Source organism: Janthinobacterium sp. MP5059B, from assembly GCF_001758645.1.
GTDB lineage: Bacteria > Pseudomonadota > Gammaproteobacteria > Burkholderiales > Burkholderiaceae_D > Janthinobacterium > Janthinobacterium lividum.
Genome location: NZ_LRHX01000006.1, coordinates 869,981 through 889,550 on the forward strand (window position 1 = coordinate 869,981; position 19,570 = coordinate 889,550).

At 63.0% G+C, this 19,570-nt stretch carries 21 protein-coding genes; 12 read left to right on the plus strand and 9 right to left on the minus strand.

Annotated features, from left to right (window positions below):
- Positions 1-33: 33 nt before the first annotated feature.
- The 4 genes from madL to mdcH are packed head-to-tail and all read left to right on the plus strand — an operon-like array spanning position 34 to position 2,759.
- Positions 34-450 (plus strand): malonate transporter subunit MadL, encoded by a 417-nt coding sequence (gene madL / locus JAB1_RS08460; RefSeq protein WP_070279478.1) that lies wholly within the window; start codon positions 34-36, stop codon positions 448-450.
- Entirely contained in the window at positions 443-1,207 is a 765-nt protein-coding gene (gene madM / locus JAB1_RS08465) for a malonate transporter subunit MadM (protein WP_070279479.1), read from the plus strand. The genes madL and madM overlap by 8 nt, the downstream gene beginning before the upstream one ends.
- A complete protein-coding gene (locus JAB1_RS08470; protein WP_070279480.1) occupies positions 1,207-1,824 on the plus strand; it encodes a malonate decarboxylase holo-ACP synthase in 618 nt (205 codons plus the stop codon). The genes madM and JAB1_RS08470 overlap by 1 nt, the downstream gene beginning before the upstream one ends.
- A complete protein-coding gene (gene mdcH, locus JAB1_RS08475) occupies positions 1,821-2,759 on the plus strand; it encodes a malonate decarboxylase subunit epsilon (protein ID WP_070279853.1) in 939 nt (312 codons plus the stop codon). The genes JAB1_RS08470 and mdcH overlap by 4 nt, the downstream gene beginning before the upstream one ends.
- On the opposite strand, the gene JAB1_RS08480 is transcribed toward mdcH, so the two are convergent.
- Together JAB1_RS08480 and JAB1_RS08485 are read right to left on the minus strand one after the other, a co-directional pair.
- Positions 2,756-5,059: a TonB-dependent receptor gene (locus JAB1_RS08480; protein WP_254672008.1), complete on the minus strand. Its 2,304-nt coding sequence runs from the start codon at positions 5,057-5,059 to the stop codon at positions 2,756-2,758. The two genes, mdcH and JAB1_RS08480, sit on opposite strands and share 4 nt — an antisense overlap.
- 322 nt (positions 5,060-5,381) lie before the next feature.
- On the minus strand, positions 5,382-6,641 hold the full coding sequence (locus tag JAB1_RS08485; protein WP_070279854.1) for a PepSY-associated TM helix domain-containing protein: 1,260 nt from the start codon (positions 6,639-6,641) through the stop codon (positions 5,382-5,384).
- A gap of 238 nt (positions 6,642-6,879) precedes the next feature.
- Between JAB1_RS08485 and JAB1_RS08490 the strand changes: the two genes are divergently transcribed.
- From JAB1_RS08490 to JAB1_RS08515, 6 genes are all read left to right on the plus strand, one after another.
- Positions 6,880-7,710 (plus strand): alpha/beta hydrolase, encoded by an 831-nt coding sequence (locus JAB1_RS08490; RefSeq protein WP_070279482.1) that lies wholly within the window; start codon positions 6,880-6,882, stop codon positions 7,708-7,710.
- Between the two features lie 11 nt (positions 7,711-7,721).
- Complete coding sequence (locus JAB1_RS08495; RefSeq protein ID WP_070279855.1) at positions 7,722-9,257, plus strand: ATP-binding protein; 1,536 nt, start codon at positions 7,722-7,724, stop codon at positions 9,255-9,257.
- Positions 9,258-9,264: 7 nt separating this feature from the next.
- Positions 9,265-10,212 (plus strand): hypothetical protein, encoded by a 948-nt coding sequence (locus JAB1_RS08500; protein ID WP_070279483.1) that lies wholly within the window; start codon positions 9,265-9,267, stop codon positions 10,210-10,212.
- Positions 10,213-10,279: 67 nt separating this feature from the next.
- Positions 10,280-10,801, plus strand: a complete 522-nt coding sequence (locus tag JAB1_RS08505) for a hypothetical protein (RefSeq protein WP_070279484.1) — start codon at positions 10,280-10,282, stop codon at positions 10,799-10,801.
- Between the two features lie 20 nt (positions 10,802-10,821).
- Positions 10,822-11,226 (plus strand): hypothetical protein, encoded by a 405-nt coding sequence (locus tag JAB1_RS08510; protein WP_139144486.1) that lies wholly within the window; start codon positions 10,822-10,824, stop codon positions 11,224-11,226.
- Between the two features lie 67 nt (positions 11,227-11,293).
- Positions 11,294-11,992 (plus strand): amino acid racemase, encoded by a 699-nt coding sequence (locus JAB1_RS08515; RefSeq protein WP_070279486.1) that lies wholly within the window; start codon positions 11,294-11,296, stop codon positions 11,990-11,992.
- 46 nt (positions 11,993-12,038) lie between these two features.
- Here JAB1_RS08515 and JAB1_RS08520 read toward each other — a convergent pair whose 3' ends face one another.
- The 3 genes from JAB1_RS08520 to JAB1_RS08530 form a co-directional block, all read right to left on the minus strand.
- Positions 12,039-13,256, minus strand: coding sequence for an MFS transporter (locus JAB1_RS08520; RefSeq protein WP_083299622.1), 1,218 nt, complete (start codon positions 13,254-13,256; stop codon positions 12,039-12,041).
- 294 nt (positions 13,257-13,550) lie between these two features.
- Positions 13,551-13,967 carry an SRPBCC family protein gene (locus JAB1_RS08525; RefSeq protein ID WP_070279487.1) on the minus strand — a complete coding sequence of 139 codons (417 nt, stop codon included), beginning with the start codon at positions 13,965-13,967 and terminating at the stop codon, positions 13,551-13,553.
- A 19-nt stretch (positions 13,968-13,986) separates the two neighbouring features.
- Entirely contained in the window at positions 13,987-15,003 is a 1,017-nt protein-coding gene (locus tag JAB1_RS08530; RefSeq protein ID WP_175445034.1) for an aldo/keto reductase, read from the minus strand.
- Between the two features lie 102 nt (positions 15,004-15,105).
- On the opposite strand from JAB1_RS08530, the gene JAB1_RS08535 reads away from it, so the two are divergent.
- Positions 15,106-16,008 (plus strand): LysR family transcriptional regulator, encoded by a 903-nt coding sequence (locus JAB1_RS08535; protein WP_070279488.1) that lies wholly within the window; start codon positions 15,106-15,108, stop codon positions 16,006-16,008.
- Between the two features lie 120 nt (positions 16,009-16,128).
- On the opposite strand, the gene JAB1_RS08540 is transcribed toward JAB1_RS08535, so the two are convergent.
- The 3 genes from JAB1_RS08540 to JAB1_RS08550 form a co-directional block, all read right to left on the minus strand.
- Positions 16,129-16,602, minus strand: a complete 474-nt coding sequence (locus JAB1_RS08540; RefSeq protein WP_034781452.1) for a DUF6328 family protein — start codon at positions 16,600-16,602, stop codon at positions 16,129-16,131.
- A gap of 73 nt (positions 16,603-16,675) precedes the next feature.
- The gene (locus tag JAB1_RS08545) at positions 16,676-17,404 is read right to left on the minus strand and encodes a hypothetical protein (protein ID WP_070279489.1); all 729 of its coding nucleotides are present in this window, start codon (positions 17,402-17,404) and stop codon (positions 16,676-16,678) included.
- A gap of 109 nt (positions 17,405-17,513) precedes the next feature.
- Positions 17,514-17,726, minus strand: coding sequence for a hypothetical protein (locus JAB1_RS08550; RefSeq protein WP_034751103.1), 213 nt, complete (start codon positions 17,724-17,726; stop codon positions 17,514-17,516).
- 259 nt (positions 17,727-17,985) lie between these two features.
- On the opposite strand from JAB1_RS08550, the gene JAB1_RS08555 reads away from it, so the two are divergent.
- Complete coding sequence (locus JAB1_RS08555; protein WP_034751100.1) at positions 17,986-18,405, plus strand: YidB family protein; 420 nt, start codon at positions 17,986-17,988, stop codon at positions 18,403-18,405.
- A 52-nt stretch (positions 18,406-18,457) separates the two neighbouring features.
- Here JAB1_RS08555 and JAB1_RS08560 read toward each other — a convergent pair whose 3' ends face one another.
- Positions 18,458-19,483, minus strand: a complete 1,026-nt coding sequence (locus tag JAB1_RS08560) for a LacI family DNA-binding transcriptional regulator (RefSeq protein WP_254672010.1) — start codon at positions 19,481-19,483, stop codon at positions 18,458-18,460.
- Positions 19,484-19,570 lie beyond the last annotated feature (87 nt).

Below are 19,570 nucleotides of genomic sequence, written 5' to 3' on the forward strand. Positions count from 1 at the left end.
TAAGTCATTCCTATTCCTATAACGGAGACAATCATGATCATTTACGGAACCGCATTGCTGGCCCTGTGCCATTTGCTCGGCATCTTCCTGGGCGACCTGCTCGGGCAGCTGATGGGCGTCAAGACCAACGTGGGCGGCGTGGGCATCGCCATGCTGCTGCTGATCTGCGCCCGCCTGTACATGCAGCGCCGCGCATGGTTACCGCAGATGACGGAACGGGGTGTCGAATACTGGGGCGCCATGTATATTCCCGTGGTGGTGGCGATGGCGGCGCAGCAGGACGTGGTGGCGGCCCTGCGCGGCGGGCCGGTTGCCGTGCTGGCCGCCATCGGTTCCGTGCTCGTTTGCGGTGCCGTGATTTCGTTGATTAACAGGATGGAAAGTCCAGCCGCCGAAGCCGACTGCTTGCAAGCCGATTCCATGTTGATGAAGGAGCACCGTCATGCTTGAAATCTTTGAAAAAGCCGCCATCCACAATGGCCTGGTGACGGCCTTCGCCTTTGTCGGCCTGATCATGCTGCTGTCGATCGCCCTGTCGAAGTACCTGACCTTCGGCCGCGTGCACGGCTCGGCCATCGCCATCGTGATCGGTCTGGGGCTCGCTTACTGGGGCGGCGTGCATAGCGGCGGCCACAAGGGACTGGCCGATTTGTCGCTGTTCGGCGGCATCGGCCTGATGGGCGGCGCCATGCTGCGCGATTTTGCCATCGTCGCCACGGCCTTCGAAGTGCAGGCGACGGAAGCGCGCAAGGCTGGCCTGATCGGCTTGGTGGCGCTGATGCTGGGCGTGGTGCTGCCCTTCCTCGTTGGCGCCGGTGTCGCCTATGCCTTTGGCTATTCGGACGCCGTCAGCATGACCACCATCGGCGCCGGCGCCGTCACGTATATCGTCGGCCCCGTCACGGGCGCGGCCATCGGCGCCAGCTCCGACGTCATGGCCCTGAGTATCGCGGCGGGCCTCATCAAGGCCATCCTGGTGATGGTGGGCACGCCCGCCGCGGCGCGCTTCCTGCGCCTGAAAACTCCGCGTTCGGCGATGGTCTTCGGCGGCCTGGCCGGCACCGTCAGCGGCGTGTCGGCCGGACTGGCCGCCACGGACCGCAAGCTGGTGCCGTATGGCGCGCTGGTGGCCACGTTTCACACGGGCCTGGGCTGCTTGCTGGGACCGTCCTTGCTGTTCTTTGCCGTCAAGGCGGTGGTGGCCTGATGGAAGCCTGGCGCGCGCATGACTTGCTATGGGTATCCGGCCTGCCGGACGGCGCATCCTTGCCCGCCTGGTGCGATGCAGTGTGGCTGCAGGCGGCTCCGCTGGTGGTGCGGCGCGCCAGTAGCACGCCCGGGCGCATCCCCGTGGGCTTGCGCGGCCGGCTGCGCAGCGAGCGGCATGCGTGCGAAGTGGACGCGGCCGCCGTCGTGCGCAGCGTCACGCCGGAAATGCTGGCGCGGCTGGCGCACACCCCGTCGTCCGGTTTTGACTGTACTGCGCTCGATGCGCTGCGGGAAGTGGCGCCGCTGCTCGACGCCACGGGCTGGGCCTGGGGGCCAACGGGCGGCGTGGGATTCGCCCTGGCCAGCGGCTTGCCCGTGCTGCGCGCCGACAGCGACCTCGATCTCGTGCTGCGCATCGCCGCGCCGCCGGACGCCGCGCAGGCCGGTGCCCTGCGTACCATCGCGGCGACTGTCACGGCGTGCCGGATGGATCTGCAGATCGACACGGGCAGTGGCGGCTTTGCGTATGCCGAGTGGGCGGCGGGCCGGGGCAAGGTCTTGCTGAAAACGGATCACGGTCCCGTGCTGACGGCCACGCCATGGGAGATGGCATGAGCGTGCTATTTACCTTTCCCGGCCAGGGCGCCCAGTATCCAGGCATGCTGCATGCGCTGCCCGACGACTTGGCCGTTGCGGGGGCTTTGGCCGAAGCGGCGGGCGTGCTGGGCCACGATCCTTTGGCACTGGACACGGCTGCCGCGCTGGCGTCGACGCGGGCCGTGCAACTGTGCCTGCTGATCGCGGGCGTGGCCATGGCGCGTTCCCTGGCGGCGCGCGGCGCGCGGCCCGACATGGTGGCCGGTTTTTCCATCGGCGAGTATGCGGCGGCCGTCATCGCCGGCGCGCTCGATTATGCGGATGCACTGCGCCTGGTGGCGCGGCGCGGAGAGCTGATGGAGCAGGCATATCCCACCGGTTACGGCATGGCGGCCATCATCGGGCTTGATCTGGCGCAACTCGAACCCGTGCTGGCCGAGGTGCACGGCGCAGCTACGCCCGTGTATGTCGCCAACCTGAATGCGCCGCGCCAGATCGCCATTGCCGGCAGCGAAGTCGCCTTGCAAGCCGTGATGGCGCTGGCCCTGGCGCACGGCGCCAGCAAGGCCAAGCGCCTGGCCGTCAGCGTGCCGTCGCATTGCCCGTTGATGGAGGCCGCCGCGGGCGACATGGCCGCCGCCTTCGAGGGCGTGACCCTGCGCCGGCCATCGCTCGTCTATCTGAGCAGCAGCGCGGCGCGCGCGCTGTTCGACCCGGCCCGCATCCGCGACAGCCTGGCGGCCAACATGGCCCAGCGCGTACAGTGGAGCAGTACCGTGCGCCTGGCGTGGGAGCGGGGCGCCCGGCTGGCGCTGGAAATGCCGCCCGGCAGCGTCCTCACGCGGCTGACGGCGCCCGACTTCACGGACGGCGTGGCCATCTGCTGCGACGGCAACCGGGGCGACAGCCTGCTGGCGCTGGTGCGGCGGGAGCGCAACGGCGCCGTGCCTTAAAGCCTGGCGCTCAAGCCAATCTGGAATCCACGGCCCGGCAAGGGTGCGATGTATTTCAGTGGAGAATTGTGCGGCCGGGCATCGTCATCGAGCAGGTTGGTGCCGCTGATGAACACGTCGATGCCTGCAAACGGCGAGTTCGGCACCTGCAGCGCGCGGCTCACCTGGAAGTTCACCATGGTGTAGCCGTCGAGCGGTACTTCCTCGCTGACGCTTTTGCCCAGGTACTTTTGCTTGTCATACCGGGTGCCGGACAGCCTGGCCTTCCACCCCATGTTTTCCCACAGCAGATTCGCGCCATAGCGGTTGGTGGGCATATTGGGCAGATACGCGCCATCGTTGTGCGCGCGCAGCTTGTCGGGGTTGTCCGCCTTGTTCTTGACCAGGTCGGCAAATGCGGACAGGTTCAGTTTTCCGTAGCTGCCAAGCTGTATGACCTGGGAAGCGTCGATCTCGAATCCCTTGACCGTCGTATCGGTCTGCTTCCAATATTTCAAGGGCAGGCGATTGGCCATCTGGGCTCCCGAGTGGCCAAGGTAGAGATAGTTCTCGTACTTCATGACATAGCCCGTCGCCGACATGGCAAAGCCGCGATTGCCGAACAGGGCGGTGAGTTCGGTATTTCGAGCGCGCTCCGCCTTCAAGTCCTGGTTGCCTTCTTCCTGGGTCATGATCGAATAGTGACGGTTGCTTGCATACAACTCATTGACGTCGGGTGCTCTTTCCGAAGAGGCATAGCGCAGCTTCGCGCCGAACAGCTGGCCAAGCTTGGCCGAGGCGCCCAGGCTGTAGCTGTTCAGGCTGAACGACTTGTCCTCGAGTTTGGCATTTTTTGCATTCCTCGATGTCTTGAATCCGCTCTTGCGGATCTCGTGCTCCACTTTTTCATGGCGCAAGCCCGCGTCGAAGGTGGCCCAGTCGACATCGAGGCTTTCCTTGAGGAACAGCGCGCGGCTGGCCGTGCGCGCATCGGGCAGGTAAAGCTGCGGGCCGCTGCCGGCGATATCCCTGGTTTTATGGCTGAGGCCAAGCAAGCCGCTCAAGGGGCCTGCGCGCCGGTGCGCCAGCAGGAGCTCGGCCTGATTGGTGTCGAACTGGTAGTCATTCGCCTTGGCCGCACCGAGGCGTTCTCCCGAGGCATTGCTCACGCGGGACACGCGTAGTTGCGCGCTTTCAATGTACGCGACGGGGTCGAGCAGATTGGCTTCCAGCGCATATTTATCTTGCTGTATCACCACGCCGACGGGCAGCCCTTCGTCATAGTTCGCGCCGAAAGCCTTGTTTTCCATGGAAAAACCCGGCACGCCATACTCGCTATTCTTGGTATCGATGCTGACGGCCACGTAGCCACGGTTGAAAAAGTAGGTGCTGCCGACGGCAAAGTGGGAATTGCTGGCATAGCTGTTGCCCAGGGTTCCATGGTAGTTGGGGGTCACGTCCTTGTTGATCTTGTTCTGGGTCGTCGACGGCGTACCCGGCACGTAAGCGGGGTTGGCCGGATTGACGTAGGTCTTGCGCTGCCAGACGGACGTCGGCTGATTGGTATAGAAGGAAAAGTCTCCATCCGCCCAGTCCGGATTTTCCGTCATGAATTGGTCGATAAACGGTTGTGAAGCCTTGTTGTAGACTTGCTGGATCCTCGCTTCTTTCTGGCAACTGTCGGCCAGGAAGGTATTCACGCCACCCTTCAAGGGAAACAGCTGGCTGTTGCACACACTGGCCTTGCTGTTGCCGGGAATATCGTAATGCCCGATCTTTTGGAAGGACAGTTGCAGATTCGTCGAGGAGTGCTTGCCATCGTTGAAGTTCATGCGCAAGCCCTGGGCATTGGCATCGTTGAAACCCTTGCGCAGGACCAGTTCCACGTCCTTTTCCTTGCTTTCCATCTTCCTGGAAATGAGGCCGGAATCGACGTCGACGCTGCCGCCAATCGCATTGCCGCCGAAACGCACGGCGTCCGACGATTTGTTGACGGTCGCGCTGCGCGCAAACAGCGGATCGAACGGGATGTTGATGTCGCCGCTGAGCGCATTCATGCCGAGGATGGACTGGCCATCTTCGAGGATCTGCACGCGGCTGCCGCTCAGGCTGCGTATCACCGGCGCGCCCGCATTCGGCCCGAAGGCGCTGCTTTGCACGCCCGACACATGTTCTAGCATGCCGCCCAGGGTCCGGTTCTGGGCTTGCGTATTTTCGACGAGGACGACGCTGTCGATGCTGGAAGGCCGGTCAGCCCGGACCTTGATGGTTTGCAGGGTGACGTCGTCCGCCGCGTAAGCGAGCGGGGCAGTGGACAGCATGGCAGCTGCGAATACGTGATGGCGCATAGGACTTTCTAAAAAGGCGGAAGGTAGTGCTGGGCGCAGGCCCGGCGTGAAGGCGTAAATGCAATTGAGTTGCAATAATAGCTTGCGCCTGATGCTATTGCAAGTAAACTGCATTTAATGGCATTGGCGGACTGGCGCACGGAAGCTGCGCAGCGCAGACAGCCGGCATGTGCCGGCTACTGGGTTGTAAAGTGGGGAGGTGTGCTGGCCTTGCGCGTTGCGCGTGATCAGGCCGCTGGCAAGGTGTGCGGCGCAGACTGCATTGGTCCGCCTGCGCCGTGATGGAGTCGCTGCCTCAGGTGAAGTTTGCTGGCTTTTTCGCCTGCAGCCGGCGCGCGCGCCGTTTGCGCTCCCAGATGACGATGCCCGTCACGGAAAGCATGGCCACCATCACGCCCATGAAGGACATCATGATGCGCCCGGGCAAGCCGAGGATGCGGCCCGAATGCAGGGGGAACTGCAGTTGCACGAAGACGTCGGCGGCCGTGCCTTCCCACGGCTTGTGCTGGCCGATGATGCTGCCATCCATGCCGTCGACGTACAGGTTCGACAGGCCCATGCCGGCCGCGCCGAATTCGTCGGCGGGGTCGAAGAAGGAGACGTTGTAGAACGAATAGTTGCCGCCATAATAAATGCCGCCGATGGGCGAGGTGATGCCGCGCTGCACGGCCTGCTTTTTAGCGATCTCCACCGCCTGCTCGAAACCGATCACGGGCGTGATATACGTGCCGTAGGGCGCCGGCGTCTGGGTTTCGTACGGCCCCGGCGTGGTGGTGGAGACCAGCGACATGACGGGATAAAACACTTCGCGGTACAGGTTCAGCGAGAACGACGTAAACGCGACGACAATAATGATTATCCACACCCACAGGCCGCCCGCGCGGTGCAGATCGAAATTGAGCTTGTAGCCGCCAGCCGCCCAGCGCAGCACCCACGACGGTTTCCACCGTTGCCACCAGCTGGCGGCATCGCGGTGGCGCGGAGTTTCGTCTTGCGCGCGCGGGCGCAAGCGGCGCGGCGTGGTCAGGTAGAACGCCACCATGCTGTCGAGCAGCCAGATCAGGGCGACGCTCCCCATCAGCCAGTAGCCCCAGCGGTCCGTGCCCCAGAAGGCGGGGACGTGCAGGCTGTAGTGCAGATGGCGCAAGAACGGCATCAGGCTGCGGCGCGACAGGGAAATGGCCGTCGAATCGCGCGTGCCCGTGATCTGCGCCGTGACGGGGTCGATGTAGACGGTGTTGTAGTCGAGCACGAACGGTTTGTTCGTGGCCGGGTCGGTTAGCGGGCGCACCATGAAGGCGGCCGCATGGCCTTCTTCCAGGCCCAGGGTCATGTAATTGACTTCCACGCGCGGGTCGGCGGCAGCGACTTTTTGCGCCAGCGCAAATGGTTGCTGAAGGGGGCCGCGGCCCGGCGTGTCCATGATGTCGGCGTTGAGCCATTCATCCAGTTCATGGTCCCATGACGTGACGGCGCCCGTGAGGCCGGCAACGATGAGGAAGAGGGCGATGGTAAGACCGGCCCAGCGGTGTATGACAGTCCAGAAAGCGCGCATGCGGTACAAACCTTCAACATAAAACCGGCTTGTTGCCGCCAGCGGGCGCCACCGGGGCGCACAGGGAAAAGCCAGGCACGGGCCTGGTATTTTGATAATGGGAATCGTTCTCATTATCCGCCGTGGCGCAGCGTTTGTCCAGCGCCAATGGTGTTGCCCAATGTTAAATAGCGCATGCTAAGATGCTAGCAAGAAGTTAATTTACATTCCATGTGGAAATATTCAAGGCTGAAGCGGCATGCGCATAGAAGATAGGAACAATGTCCGCATTAGCGAACGCAGCGGTGCACCGCAGGCGGGCGCGGCAGCCACCATGGTGTTCATGCACGGCTTTGGCTGTGATCAAACCATGTGGCGCTACCTGGAGCCGTTGTTTCGTGCGCGCTACCGCACCGTGCTGTTCGACCTGGTCGGCAGCGGCGCTTCGGACCTGGCCGCCTATGATTTCGATACCTATGCGCGGCTCGACGCGCATGGAGCCGATTTGCGCCAGGTTATCCATGCGGTCGGCGGCGGCCCCGTCATTTGCATCGGCCATTCCGTCAGCGCCATGAGCGCCTTGCTGGCGACGATCGCCGAGCCGGATCTGTTCGCCGCGCAAGTCATGCTGGCGCCGTCGCCGTGCTATGTCGACGATGCGGCGGCCGGCTACCGGGGCGGCTTCAGCCGTGTCGATATCGATGACTTGCTCGATGCCATGGAGAGCAATTACCTGGGCTGGTTCGCCGGCATGGCGCCCGCCATCATGGGCGCGCCCGGCCAGCCGGCGCTGGGGCAAGACCTGGTGAACAGTTTTTGCCGCACGGATCCCGCCATCGCCCGGCATTTCGCGCAAACCACTTTTTTATCCGACCACCGCGCCGTCTTGCCGCACAACAGCACGCCGGCCCTGATCGTGCAATGCAGCGACGACTTCATCGCACCGCCGTTTGTGGGCGAGTACCTGCGCCAGATGCTGCCGTACAGCAGCCTGCAGGTGATCGAGAATGTCGGCCATTGCCCGCACATGAGCGTGCCCGACGCCAGCTACCGCACCATCCGTCATTTTCTCGATGGCCTGCACCTGTAATGCGCGACACGATGCCTTCCCTGCCTGATACCGGTACCCTGTTCCAGCACGCGGCCTGCGGCTTGCTGCTGTGCACGGCCGACGGCACCATCGTACAGGCGAACGCCACCTTTTGTGGCTGGCTCGGCTATGGCGCCGGGGAATTGCTCGGAAAAAAGAAATTACAGGATTTGCTGACCATCGGCGGGCGCGTATTCCACCAGACCCACTGGCTGCCCCTGATGCAGGTGCAGGGCAGCGTGTCGGAAATCTTGCTCGACATGCGCCAGCGCCAGGGGCAATCCATCCCCATGCTGTTCAACGCCGTGCGCCGCGTGCATGAAGGCGTGCGTTATGACGAGATCGCCGTCTTTGTCGCCAGCGACCGGCGCAAATATGAACAGCAGCTGCAGCTGGCGCGCAAGGAGGCCGGCGAGCTCAACGAGCAGCTGGCGGCCGCCGACCGGCGCAAGGACGAGTTCCTGGCCACCCTGGCGCACGAGCTGCGCAACCCGCTGGCGCCCATGCGCAATGTGCTGGAAGTGCTGCGCCTGGCGCAGCTGGACGACCCGCAACTGTGCTGGGCGCGGGACGTGCTGGGCCGGCAAGTGGGGCACATGACGCACCTGGTCGACGATTTGATGGAAGTGTCGCGCATCACGCAGGGCCGTCTGGAACTGCGCCGCGCCAGCGTGGAACTGGCGCCCGTGGTCGAAGCGGCCCTGCACAGCGTGGCGGAGCTGGCCGCGCAATCCGGCCACAAGGTGCTCGTGGAGCAATGGCCGCAGCCTATCTGGCTCGACGCCGATGCCACGCGCCTGGGGCAGATGATCGCCAACCTGCTGACCAACGCCGTCAAGTACACGCCCGCCAATGGCGTCATCGGGCTGGAGGTGGCCTGCACGGCAAACGAAGTACACATTACCGTGCGCGATTCGGGCATCGGCATCGCACCCGGGCACCTGGACAAGGTGTTCGAGCTGTTTTCGCAGCTGGAGCCGGCCCTGTCGCGGGCCCAGGGCGGCCTGGGCATCGGCCTGTCTCTCGTGCGGGGCCTGGCCGAATTGCATGGTGGCAGCATCAGCGCGCACAGCGATGGCGTGGGGCAGGGCAGCACCTTTGTATTGCGCCTGCCGTTGCCGGCCGTGCCTTTGCTGGCGCCGCCCGAGCCCAACCGCCGCTTGCTGGCCGGCACGCGCGAAGGCAAGGTGCTGGTGATCGACGACAGCGCCGACGCGGCCGAAAGCCTGGCGCTGGCGCTCGACATCCTCGGCTATGACGTGCGCACGGCCTACGACGGCACGGCCGGCATGGCGGCGGCGCACAGCTTCATGCCGCAAGTGATATTGCTCGACATCGGCTTGCCGCACATGAATGGCTACGACGTGGCGCGGCTGCTGCGCAGTGAACCCTGCGGCAAGGATGCCATCCTCGTGGCCGTCACGGGCTGGGGTCAGGACAAGGACCGCCAGATGGCGTCCGATGCGGGCTTTGATTTGCACCTGACCAAGCCCGTGGATTTTTATGAGCTCGATGCGGTGCTGCAAAAGATGCTGCAGGCGGGGTAAGCGATACATGCAGCATAAACAGCAATTGTTCCAGAGCGTGATACAGGAAAAATGGGATCTGCTTGACTTGTCCGATGACGCCCGCGCGCTACACGATGCCTTGCTCGATTATGAAGGCGATGGCGTGTATGCAGACCTGCTCATTCCCTGGTTGCACGATAATCCGCATGCGTTGGCCTGGCTGCGTTCATTTGCGCAAAGGCAAGGAAACCCTGTTCCGTCGGCGAGCAAAGAGGAGTTGTGGGCACTGCATGCGTTCAGCCGCATATGCCAGGTGCTGGTCCTGCCCCTGCAACAGGAGCGCGGCAATGGGGAAGGCTGGGCCGGACCGCCGCTGTTGCTCGCTGAGTATGAGGCGTTTGTCGAGGCATTGGGGATGACGGTATTGCGGCCAGCACAATTTTCGCCTTTTTATCATGAGATAGTGGAACTCAAGCCTGCTGAGTCTGCGCGTGCGCCTGCTGCGATCATGGCGTGGCGATGGCCGTGCGTCATGCTTGGCAACATGCTGTTTTCGCGTGGCGGCGTAGATGTCTGCGCTGGCAAGACAGTCTTCAAGCCAGGTATCGCCGATGCATCGACGCTGTACTGGGCTGACCGACGCAAGGGGCGACCTGTCAACGACCTGTCGCATGGGTGGGGTGGCAATTCGCAATGGCGCACGTCTTTCCGCCGCGACTATATCTTGGACGACACGCGATTTTACAATGTCGACGGCAAGCACGTTCTGACGGCAAAAACGGCAGATGCAGGGAGCTCCTCGGAGTTGACCTTGGTGGAAAGAGTTGAGCTGCTGACGCAGCGATGCTTGGTCAGCAGCACGAAAGCGCATGATGATCTGTGGCCCTATGACGACTGTTGGCGCGAATCTGCGGACAACGATGGCCTGCCGGGGAGATGGTCGCGCTGGCTGTCATTCGTGCGCGATAGTGGCATGCGCGCAAAAAGAGCTTGAGACATAGGGGGCGGGATGCAACTGAAATATGCTCGGTGTGACCGTTACCGGTAATAGATGGAAAGACATGGAACAACTGACAGAGCTTGAAATTGCTGTATTCCAGCTGCGCATGGGATTTGGCCATGCCGACAGGTGCGTAGACTGGGCCGTGGAGCGCTTGCGCCTGGACCAGGAGGGCGACGACCTGAATATCGTGCTGCTGGCCAGCGCCCGTGGCCGCGACGAGGTGCAGCCGCTGGCCGACGTGATCATCGAGCGTTACCGGGGCGTGCAGCGGTTGCCTGAGCAATTTCTGGCAGGCAAATATATCGTCGAGTTGCGCGCCGCCTACCTGGCGGGCCGGGAAAGCGTGTCGTCGCTCGATGCGATCTTTACCCGCCTGTATCCGGCGCTTGACTACCCGGACTGGCTGGTCATGCTGAGCCGCAATTGCGAATACGCGATCGACGTGGCCGATTTCGAGCAGCCGTTCGAGGAAGAATTTCACTATATCGCCAGCCTGTGGTCGCAGGCGGAGAGCCTGGCTGCATTGGAGCGCGAATACAGCCGCGCGACATCCAACCAACATGATGTGGCAAGCGTTTGATTGTGCCAAATGGCTGCAATATGAAAAAAATCGATATTTTTGTCTGTTCCGATGCCGAGATGCGCGCATGTGCCAGCTGGCAAGATGCCTTTGACTCCTTTCCCGTTACGGGCATTGCCTTGCCCGGCGAACTGGATTTTGCGTCGCTGGGGCAATTGCTGACCCACTCGGCAGCGCCTGTCATCAGGCCCGTGTCTATCCCGGGGCGTGAGCTTTACGTGTTTGCGCAGGCCATGGGACAGGCTATCGAGCGGCTGGCGGCCGACGACTTGGCCGATATCGCGGTGGCATGGGCGCAGACGGCGCCATGGGGCGGGCTGGATGTCAATCCCTTCGATCTGGCCGGATTTCTGATGGAGTTGCAATCGACCTGGCACCAATCCGCCACGCCGGACAAGGCGCTGTTTGCGTGGATCGACGCCTAAGGTCGGCATGCGCGTGGCGGGCGGCCGCTATCGTATAATTTGCACAATTCTTTTCGATGGGAATAATGTGCAAAACAAGACTATCGGTTTACTTGGCGGCATCGGCTGGGCCTCGACCCTGGAATACTATCGGCTCATCAATGAAATGCTGGTGGCGCGCATCGGACCCGCGCACAGCGCGCGCATCATGCTGGTCAGCATGGACCAGGCCGATTTCGTCGCTCACGCGGCACAGCCCGATTCGCATGCCATCGAGCAATTTCTGATCGGCGAAGGGCTGCGCCTGCAAGGCATGGGCGCGGATTTCTTCTTGCTGTGCGCGAACGGTGCGCACCGCTTCGCGCCGGCCGTCGTGCCGCGGATCGGCTTGCCTTTTATCAGCATCGTCGAGGAAACTGCGAAGCGGGTGCAGCAGTCGGGTGTGCGCAAGGTCGGCTTGCTGGGCGTTAAACAGACCATGACGGGCCGCTTTTATCACGATGCGCTGGAGAAGTTGGACATCACCACCGTGACGCCCGATGAGGCCGACCAGGAAATCTTGCACGACATTATCTACACGCAACTGGTGCAGAATATTGTTACCGACGCCAGCCGGAACATTTTCCTTGAGATCATCGAGAAACTGCGGCTGCAAGGCGTGCAGGGCGTGATTCTGGGCTGTACAGAGATTCCATTGCTGGTCAAGCCCGGCGATGTCGATTTGCCGCTATTTAATACCACGGCGATTCATTGCGAGGCGGCGGTGGCGTTTGCCACCGAAGACTAGATGCTCGCATATGAGCGGCGCCCGCAAGGGGGCCGCTCATTTACCATCAAGCCGGCTGCGCGCCGCTCACATTGCGGCTGCGATTTTCCACCAGCACGGAAATACCGAGCACGACGATGCCGCCGCAGGCCAGCATGGCGCCCACCCAGCCCGTCGACCGCAAGCCCATGCCCATGGCGATGGCGATGCCGCCGGCCCACGCGCCCAGCGCGTTGGCGATGTTGAAGGCGGAGTGGTTGAGGGCGGCGGCCACGGTTTGCGCGTCGCCGGCCACGTCCATCAAGCGCGTCTGCACGGCCGGGGCGACGGCGATGCCGGCGCCGATGGCGAACAGGTTGATCGCCGTCAGCCAGACATTGCTGCTGGTATAGGTAAAGGCGGCCAGGGCGGCCACGTTCCACAGCAGCACGCCGAAGATGGTCCACAGGCGCGAGCGGTCGGCCAGCCAGCCGCCGATCAGATTACCCACGGTCATGCCGATACCGATAATGGCCAGCAAGATGGAAATGACCAGGGGCGACACTTTCGTCACTTCCAGCAGGGTTGGCGTAATAAACGTGTAGACGGCGAACATGCCGCCGAAGCCGATCGCCACCATCAGCAGGGTCAGCCACACTTGCAGGCGGCGGAAGACGCCGAGTTCGCGGCGCGGGCTGGAATCGCCGGCGGCCACCATGGGCACGAAGATGCGCACCATCAGCATGGTCAGCAAGCCCAGCGCGGCGACCAGCAAAAAGGCCGAGCGCCAGCCCAGGGTCTGGCCGATATAGGTGGCCAGCGGAACGCCAAAGATATTTGCCACGGTCAAGCCCATCAGGACGCGGGCCACGGCCTGGCCGCGCCGGTCCGGTTCGGCCAGGGCGGCCGCCACCAGCGCCGCCACGCCAAAGTAGGCGCCGTGCGGGATGCCGGCCACGAAGCGGGCGACGACCAGCAAGCCGTAGTTGGGTGCGATAGCGCTGAGCAAGTTGCCGCCAGCGAACATCAGCATCAGACAGATCAGCATCAAACGGCGCGGCATGCGCGCCAGGAAGATCGTGATCAGGGGCGCGCCGATGACCACGCCCAGCGCGTAGGCGCTGATCATGTGGCTCATCTGCGGCAAGGTCGTGCCCAGGTCGTCGGCCACCACGGGCAGGATGCTCATGGAGGCGAATTCGCCCGTGCCGATGGCGAGGCCGCCGATGGCGAGGGCCAGGTCGGCATAGCCAGCGCCAAAAGGCGCGGTGACGCGCGGAATCAGGGGATCTACGGAGGCGTGCATGTTCTTGTTAGTTGGGTAAAGAATGACAGGGCGGAGGGGCGCGCAGTGGCCCAGCCGGAGGTGGCAATGCGCCACCAGAATCGACGGATGGCCGGTATTTTCGGGCTGGAAGAGCTGCCCAAAGACAACATTGTAAAAGATTCGGGCAAGCTCTGCAGGGCGCCAGCTAAAATTTGCTGCACCGCACACAACAGCGATGGCTCTTGTTGTTAACGATAACACGGAATCTGCGCGATTCCGCCACAGGGAGAGCGAAGAAAGCCTGGCTGTGGCGGAAATGGTCTTCCTTGCGTATTACTTCGCTAACGATTGCTGCAGCGCTTCCAGTCCCGCCACATAAATGCCGTGGAACAGCTCCGTCACTTCCTGCTCGCTCACGCCCACGGGCGTGAAGCGGCCCGACCAGGTGACCCGCGCGCCATCGCTGCCGGCAAGTGGTTCCACTTTCAGGGTCGACAGGTAATTGGTGGCGGGAAACGGCGCCTGCAGGATGGAATAGCTGTAGCTGCGCGCTGCATTGTCGTACGCTTCCAGCTGCTCGACGATGATGTCGCCGGCCGGGTTGGCCAGGTGGCGGATGCGGCCCCCTGCGCTTAACGTGCTGCTGGGAATATAGGGCAGCCAGTCGGGCAGCGAATTGAAGCCGCCAATCAGTTGCCACACTTGTGCCGGCGTGGCGGCGATGTCGATCGAAGTAGTCGTGTTTGCCATGATGAATTCCTTGTCTATATCAGAGAGTGTCGCCGGGCAGGGGCGCGAAGGCCGATACCAGTTGCTCGGCGCGCATGTCTTGCCAGAATGCGGCGGGGATGACGCTGTTCAAGGCTGCCAGGTCTTCGGCCAGGCGTTCCGGACGGCTGGCGCCGGGGATCACGGCGGCCACGGCCGGATTGGCCAGGGAAAATTGCAGGGCGGCAGCCTTGACGCTGACGCCATGGCGTGCGGCAATGGACTTGATGCGTTCGACTTTGGCAATGATCTCGGGCGAAGCTTTCTGGTATTCAAAGTGCGCGCCGCCGGCCAGGATGCCTGAACTGTAGGGGCCGCCCACGACGATGTCGACGTTCTGTTTTGCCGCGGCAGGCATCAGGCGCTGCAGCGCCCGTTCATGGTCGAGCAGGGTGTAGCGGCCGGCCAGCAGGAAGGCGTCCGGCTGGGCTTCGGCCAGGTCCAGGGTCAGTTCCAGCGGTTCCACCTTGTTCACGCCCACGCCCCAGGCCTTGATGACGCCTTCTTCGCGCAAGCGGGTCAGCACGCGGAAGGCGCCCGTGCGGGCAATCTCGAATTGCGCTAGCCAGTTGTCGCCGTGGAAATCCTGGGCGATGTCGTGGACCCAGACGATATCGAGGTGGTCCGTATCCAGGCGTTTCAAACTGTCTTCGATCGAACGCAGGGTGGCGTCGGCCGAGTAGTCGTCGACGATCTTGTTCTTGCGGCCAAATTCGAACAGGCCGCCTTTTTCGCCCAGTTCGCGGGCAGTGGGGTCTTCCAGTTCATCGAGGATCAGGCGGCCGACCTTGGTGCTGAGCACGTAATCGTCGCGGCGGCGCTGCTTCAGGGCGGCACCCAGGCGCAGCTCGGCCAGGCCGGCGCCGTAGAACGGGGCCGTGTCGAAGTAGCGGATGCCCGATTCCCACGCCGCGTCGACGGTCGCCAGCGCTTCCTGTTCCGGAATGTTGCGGAACATATTGCCCAGCGGCGCCGTGCCGAAACCCAGTTTGCCTGTTAGTAAGTGTTTGATTGTCATGATGTTTTCCTTCAATGTGTGGATCAGTGAAGACAGAATAGCTGGACAAGTTAAGCCTGTCCAAGACATAATTGGCGCAACTTGAGTCCTGAAAGGTCTGATATGCTGGACATACGCCAATTGCAATACTTCATCGCCGTCGCCGAGGAAGAACACGTGGGACGGGCCGCCGAGCGCCTGCATATTTCCCAGTCGCCGCTGAGCCGGCAAATCGCCCAGCTCGAAGACAGGCTGGGCCTGACCCTGTTCGAGCGCAGCGCCCAGCGCATCCGCCTGACGCGCGATGGCCATACCTTCCTGGCCGAAGCGCGCGCGTTTATCACCCACGGGAACCGTCTGGAAGCGCTGGCGAAACGGCTGGGGCGCGGCGACGAGGGTGGCCTGTGCATAGGCTACATCGAAAACGCCATGCATGCGGGCGTGTTGCCGGACGGCTTGCGCGCCTTGCGGGCCACGCGGCCGCAAGTGCACGTGGCCCTGTACAACCTGCATTCGGCCGAGCAGATCGAAGGCTTGCGCCAGCGCAGCCTCGATATCGCGCTGCTGTGCGAGCCGCCGCTGCCGAACGACCCGGACCTCGATTGCGCGCAAGTGCTGAGCGACCCCATGCTGCTGGCCTTGCCGGAAACGCACCCGCTGGCGCACAAGGCCGAGTTGAGTCCGGAAGATCTGGCGGGCGAGGAATGGATTGCCGTGCTGCACAAGGAAAGCGTGCTGAAACACGATAATTTCATCGCCGCCTGCGCGCGCGCCGGTTTTACGCCCGATATCCGCATGGAAGCGACGGAGCCGCTGACGGCGCTGGGCCTGGTGGCGGCCGGGCTGGGCATGGCCATGATCCAGCACAGCCTGCGCCAGCACGCGCCGGCCGGCGTCGTCGTAAGGGAATTGCCGTGGTTCAGCTACCGCACGCCCCTGTGGCTGGCCTGGCACAAGGTGAACTTGCGTCCGCTGGTGGGGATTTTCCGGGAAACCTTGCTGCAGCAGGCGAGCGCAGCCGCTTAGCAACACCTAACAAAACCGTAGCGAGCGGGATGAGTTGTGGCTGAGAAGCGGAGCTGTGCTTGAGCACAGTGAGCATCGGAGGCCGCAAATCGCGACGCGCAGTAGGTTTGGTTAGGTGTTCTAGATTTTCCTGGCGTGCTTCAGGTGCAAGGGCAGCCACCACCACATGCAAATGATGAGCGCACCCATCAGCACGCAGGCGATGATGCCGGCGACGTGGCCGAACACTTCCGACATCACCAGGTTGGTGCCTAAGATAAACGCCAGCGCCAGGGAAAAGGCGCCGCACATCATGATGCGGTCGGCCACGCGCTTGAAGCGTTCGCGGTCTTGCAGGGGGCGCATCACGCGGTGCTGGATGGCTGGCGCGCTGAGCAGCACCAGGCTGGTCATGGACAGGAAAAACGTCAGCAGGAAGACGATTTTTTCCGCCTGCACGATCTTCGCGAAGCCGCCGTTGAAGGGCAGGATGATGAGGAAAGCCGTCAGCATCTGCGCGCCCGGCAAGAGGATGCGCAATTCGCTGAGCAGGTCGGACAAGTCGCCTGCGTCGCCTGGCTGGTCATTTTCATCCTGGTGTTGCGCTGGTGGCATGGGACCGTCCTCGTGATGGTAATGGAAGCAGTCTACCCGGCAGGGCCTTGCCTGACTGTGGGCGGGCGCACCTTCAGAAGCATTGCATGCCGCGCCCAGGCAGGCGGGCGGCGTATTCGCGCAGCCGCCACAGCGGTGTCGAGACGATGGCCGTGGCGCTGTGCGAGGCGTCGTGGCCACAATGGCCGCAACTGTGGCGACGGTGCGGCACCAGCGCGAAGTCGCCCAGGTCCAGGTGCGGGTGGCTGCAGCGGGCGCAGTCGCTGCAGCCCAGCGGTGCGCCAGCCTGCAGCGCGGCGGCGAACGCTTGCGCGGCGGGCGGCGTGATATTCAGTTGCACTATGTCGGGAGGAAACAGGCCGGGCAGGGCGCGGCAGTCGATGGCCAGCGCGGCCGCGTCGCGCGCAAGCAGGGCGCCGCCGTCATTGGCCCGGGCGCGCAGTTGCAGCAGGCCATCCGTGCCCAGGCGCAAGGTGCTGGCGTGGAATTGCGTGGGGTCGAACAATTCCGGATACAGCACATAGCCCATGGGGCTGGCGTGCTGGCGGCAACGCATGGGCTCTGTTGCTTGCCAGCCGGCCAGATCGGCTTGCGTGCCCCAGTAGCACTGGTGCGTGCGGCACCAGTGGCGCGCCGCGCCGTTGCGAAATTTTCCAGCGGGCAGCAGATCGCACAGGACGATGGCGTCCAGCCCCGCACCGGCGCGAAAGTGGCCCGTGATGTGGGATGTGGTGACGGCAAGATGGCCTGTGCTCGCTTGCAGGGGCCAGCAGATGCCGGGCAGGGTCAGCGGCGTGGCCAATGGCGCCTCCCGGCGGCTATCGCCTTGCCAGCCGCTGGCTGTCTGGCATGAAAAAGCCCGCCGATTCGGGCGGGCTGTGCTGACGGGGATGCCAAAAGCATGGCCCGGTCTATTCTTCCGTATCGGCCAGGGTGACGATGGCGCGCGCCCATTTCGAGTATTTCAGGTTCGCCAGATCGCGCACGGTCTTGATATTGAATGCCTGCTTGAGCAGCTCCGCATCCTTCTCGCTCACGCCTTGCAGCGCGTCGACGGGGGCATCAGCGATTTCCTTGAACGTCTTTTTTTCGTAAGCCTTGTCTACCGCTTTATTGATGTTCATATGTTGATACTCCTCAGTAAGTAGGAAAATTAATTCTACACGTTTTTGCGCACGATCAATTTACGCTTGCAAGTTGTGCCGAACTAAATATGATGGAGGTGGGCACCTCGACAGTGAGGCCGTCTGTGCGTTCGCCTTGGGATTGTAATTATGTCACTGTTATTATTCATAGTATAATGATTTCCATGGCGGAGAATAGTCTGCGCCATACCGACGCCGCAGTCACGCGGCACTAATCGATAGCGTTCAGGAGAATACGATGAGTTTGCTAGACCAACTTGCAGGACAGGCGATGAGCGCTTTGGGCAATAAAAGTGCTGACGGGGAAGCCCCATCGGGATTGATGGCCAGCGTGATGGACCTGGTCAACCAGCATGGCGGCTTGCCCGGCCTGCTGCAGAAGTTCCAGGAAAGCGGCCTGGGCGACCAGGTGGCCAGCTGGATCGGCACCGGCGCCAATGCGCCCGTGTCCGGCGAACAGATCAAGGATGCGCTCGGCAGCGACACCATCACCCAGATCGCTGAAAAAGCGGGCGTCGCCCCGGACGCGGCCTCGGGTGGCCTGGCAGCCTTGCTGCCCCAGCTGATCGACAAGCTGACCCCGGATGGTCAGGTACCGGAAGGCAATGACCTCGTCAGCCAGGGCTTGAATATGCTCAAGGGCAAGATCTTCGGTTGATTCCCTGGTCTTACAAGTGAAAAACCTCGCAGCGATGCGAGGTTTTTTGTTTTCAGGCGGCGGCCATCATGCCGAAGTGGGGCTGCTCAGCAGTCAGCCGCGCCGTACTCCCCTCGACCAGATACGAGCAATACCGTCTCCGCTCGGCGATGCCGCCGCGCCGCTCCATCAGTTCACCCAGCATGGCGACGGCATCGGTGGCCATCTTTTGCACGGGCTGGCGCAGGGTGGTGATGTCGTAGCTGAGCCAGCCGGACGCTTCCAGCGCATCGAAACCGGCCACCGACATCTGCAGCGGCACCTGGATACCCATCTGGTGGCGCGCCGTGTCCAGGCAGCCGATGGCCATGATGTCGTTGCCGCAAATGACGGCATCCGGCACGCGGCCCAGGCGGTCGATGACCTTGCGCAAGCCGCGTCCGCCGCTGGCATAGTCGTAGTTGCCGCTGACGACGATGGGCGCGGGCAAGCCCAGGGTCAGCAAACGGTCCAGCATGCCGCCCTTGCGTTCCTGCGCGACGGCCGAGTCGCCGGGGCCGTCGATGATGGCAAACTGGCGGTGGCCCGCTTCGGCCAGGCGCGAGACGAGCAGGCGCGCCGCTTCGGCCTGGTCGCACAGCACGGCGTGCACGGCGTGCTCGCGCGGGCTGCGGTTGAACAGCACCAGCGGTACGTCGCGCCGGCCGAATTCAGCCATCTGCTCGTCCGACAGGCAGGCGGCCACGACAGCGCCGTCGACCTGGTATTGCCACACATCGCACAAGACCTTGCCAATGTCCGCTTCGCGCTCCAGGGTAAACAACAAGAGACGCTTGCCCAGGCGGGCGATTTGCTGGCTCAGGTCGGACAATACTTGCGGATAGTACAGATTGGCCAGGTTGGAAATGATGACGGCGACCAGGTTCGAGCGGCGCGTGATCAGGCTGCGCGCGGCCGCGTTCGGGATGTAGTCGAGGGTGATGGCTGCCTGCATGACCTTGGCATGGGTGGCGGGCGAGATGCTGGCGCCCGGCTTGAAGCAGCGTGACACGGCCGATTGCGACACGCCGGCCAGCAGGGCCACATCATACGAGGTCACGCGTCGTCCGGCGCCGGGTATGGCGCGGGTGGTGGTGATGGGTGTCCGGGCTACAGTATTCTTTTTTCGCATATTGGTCTGGCAAGC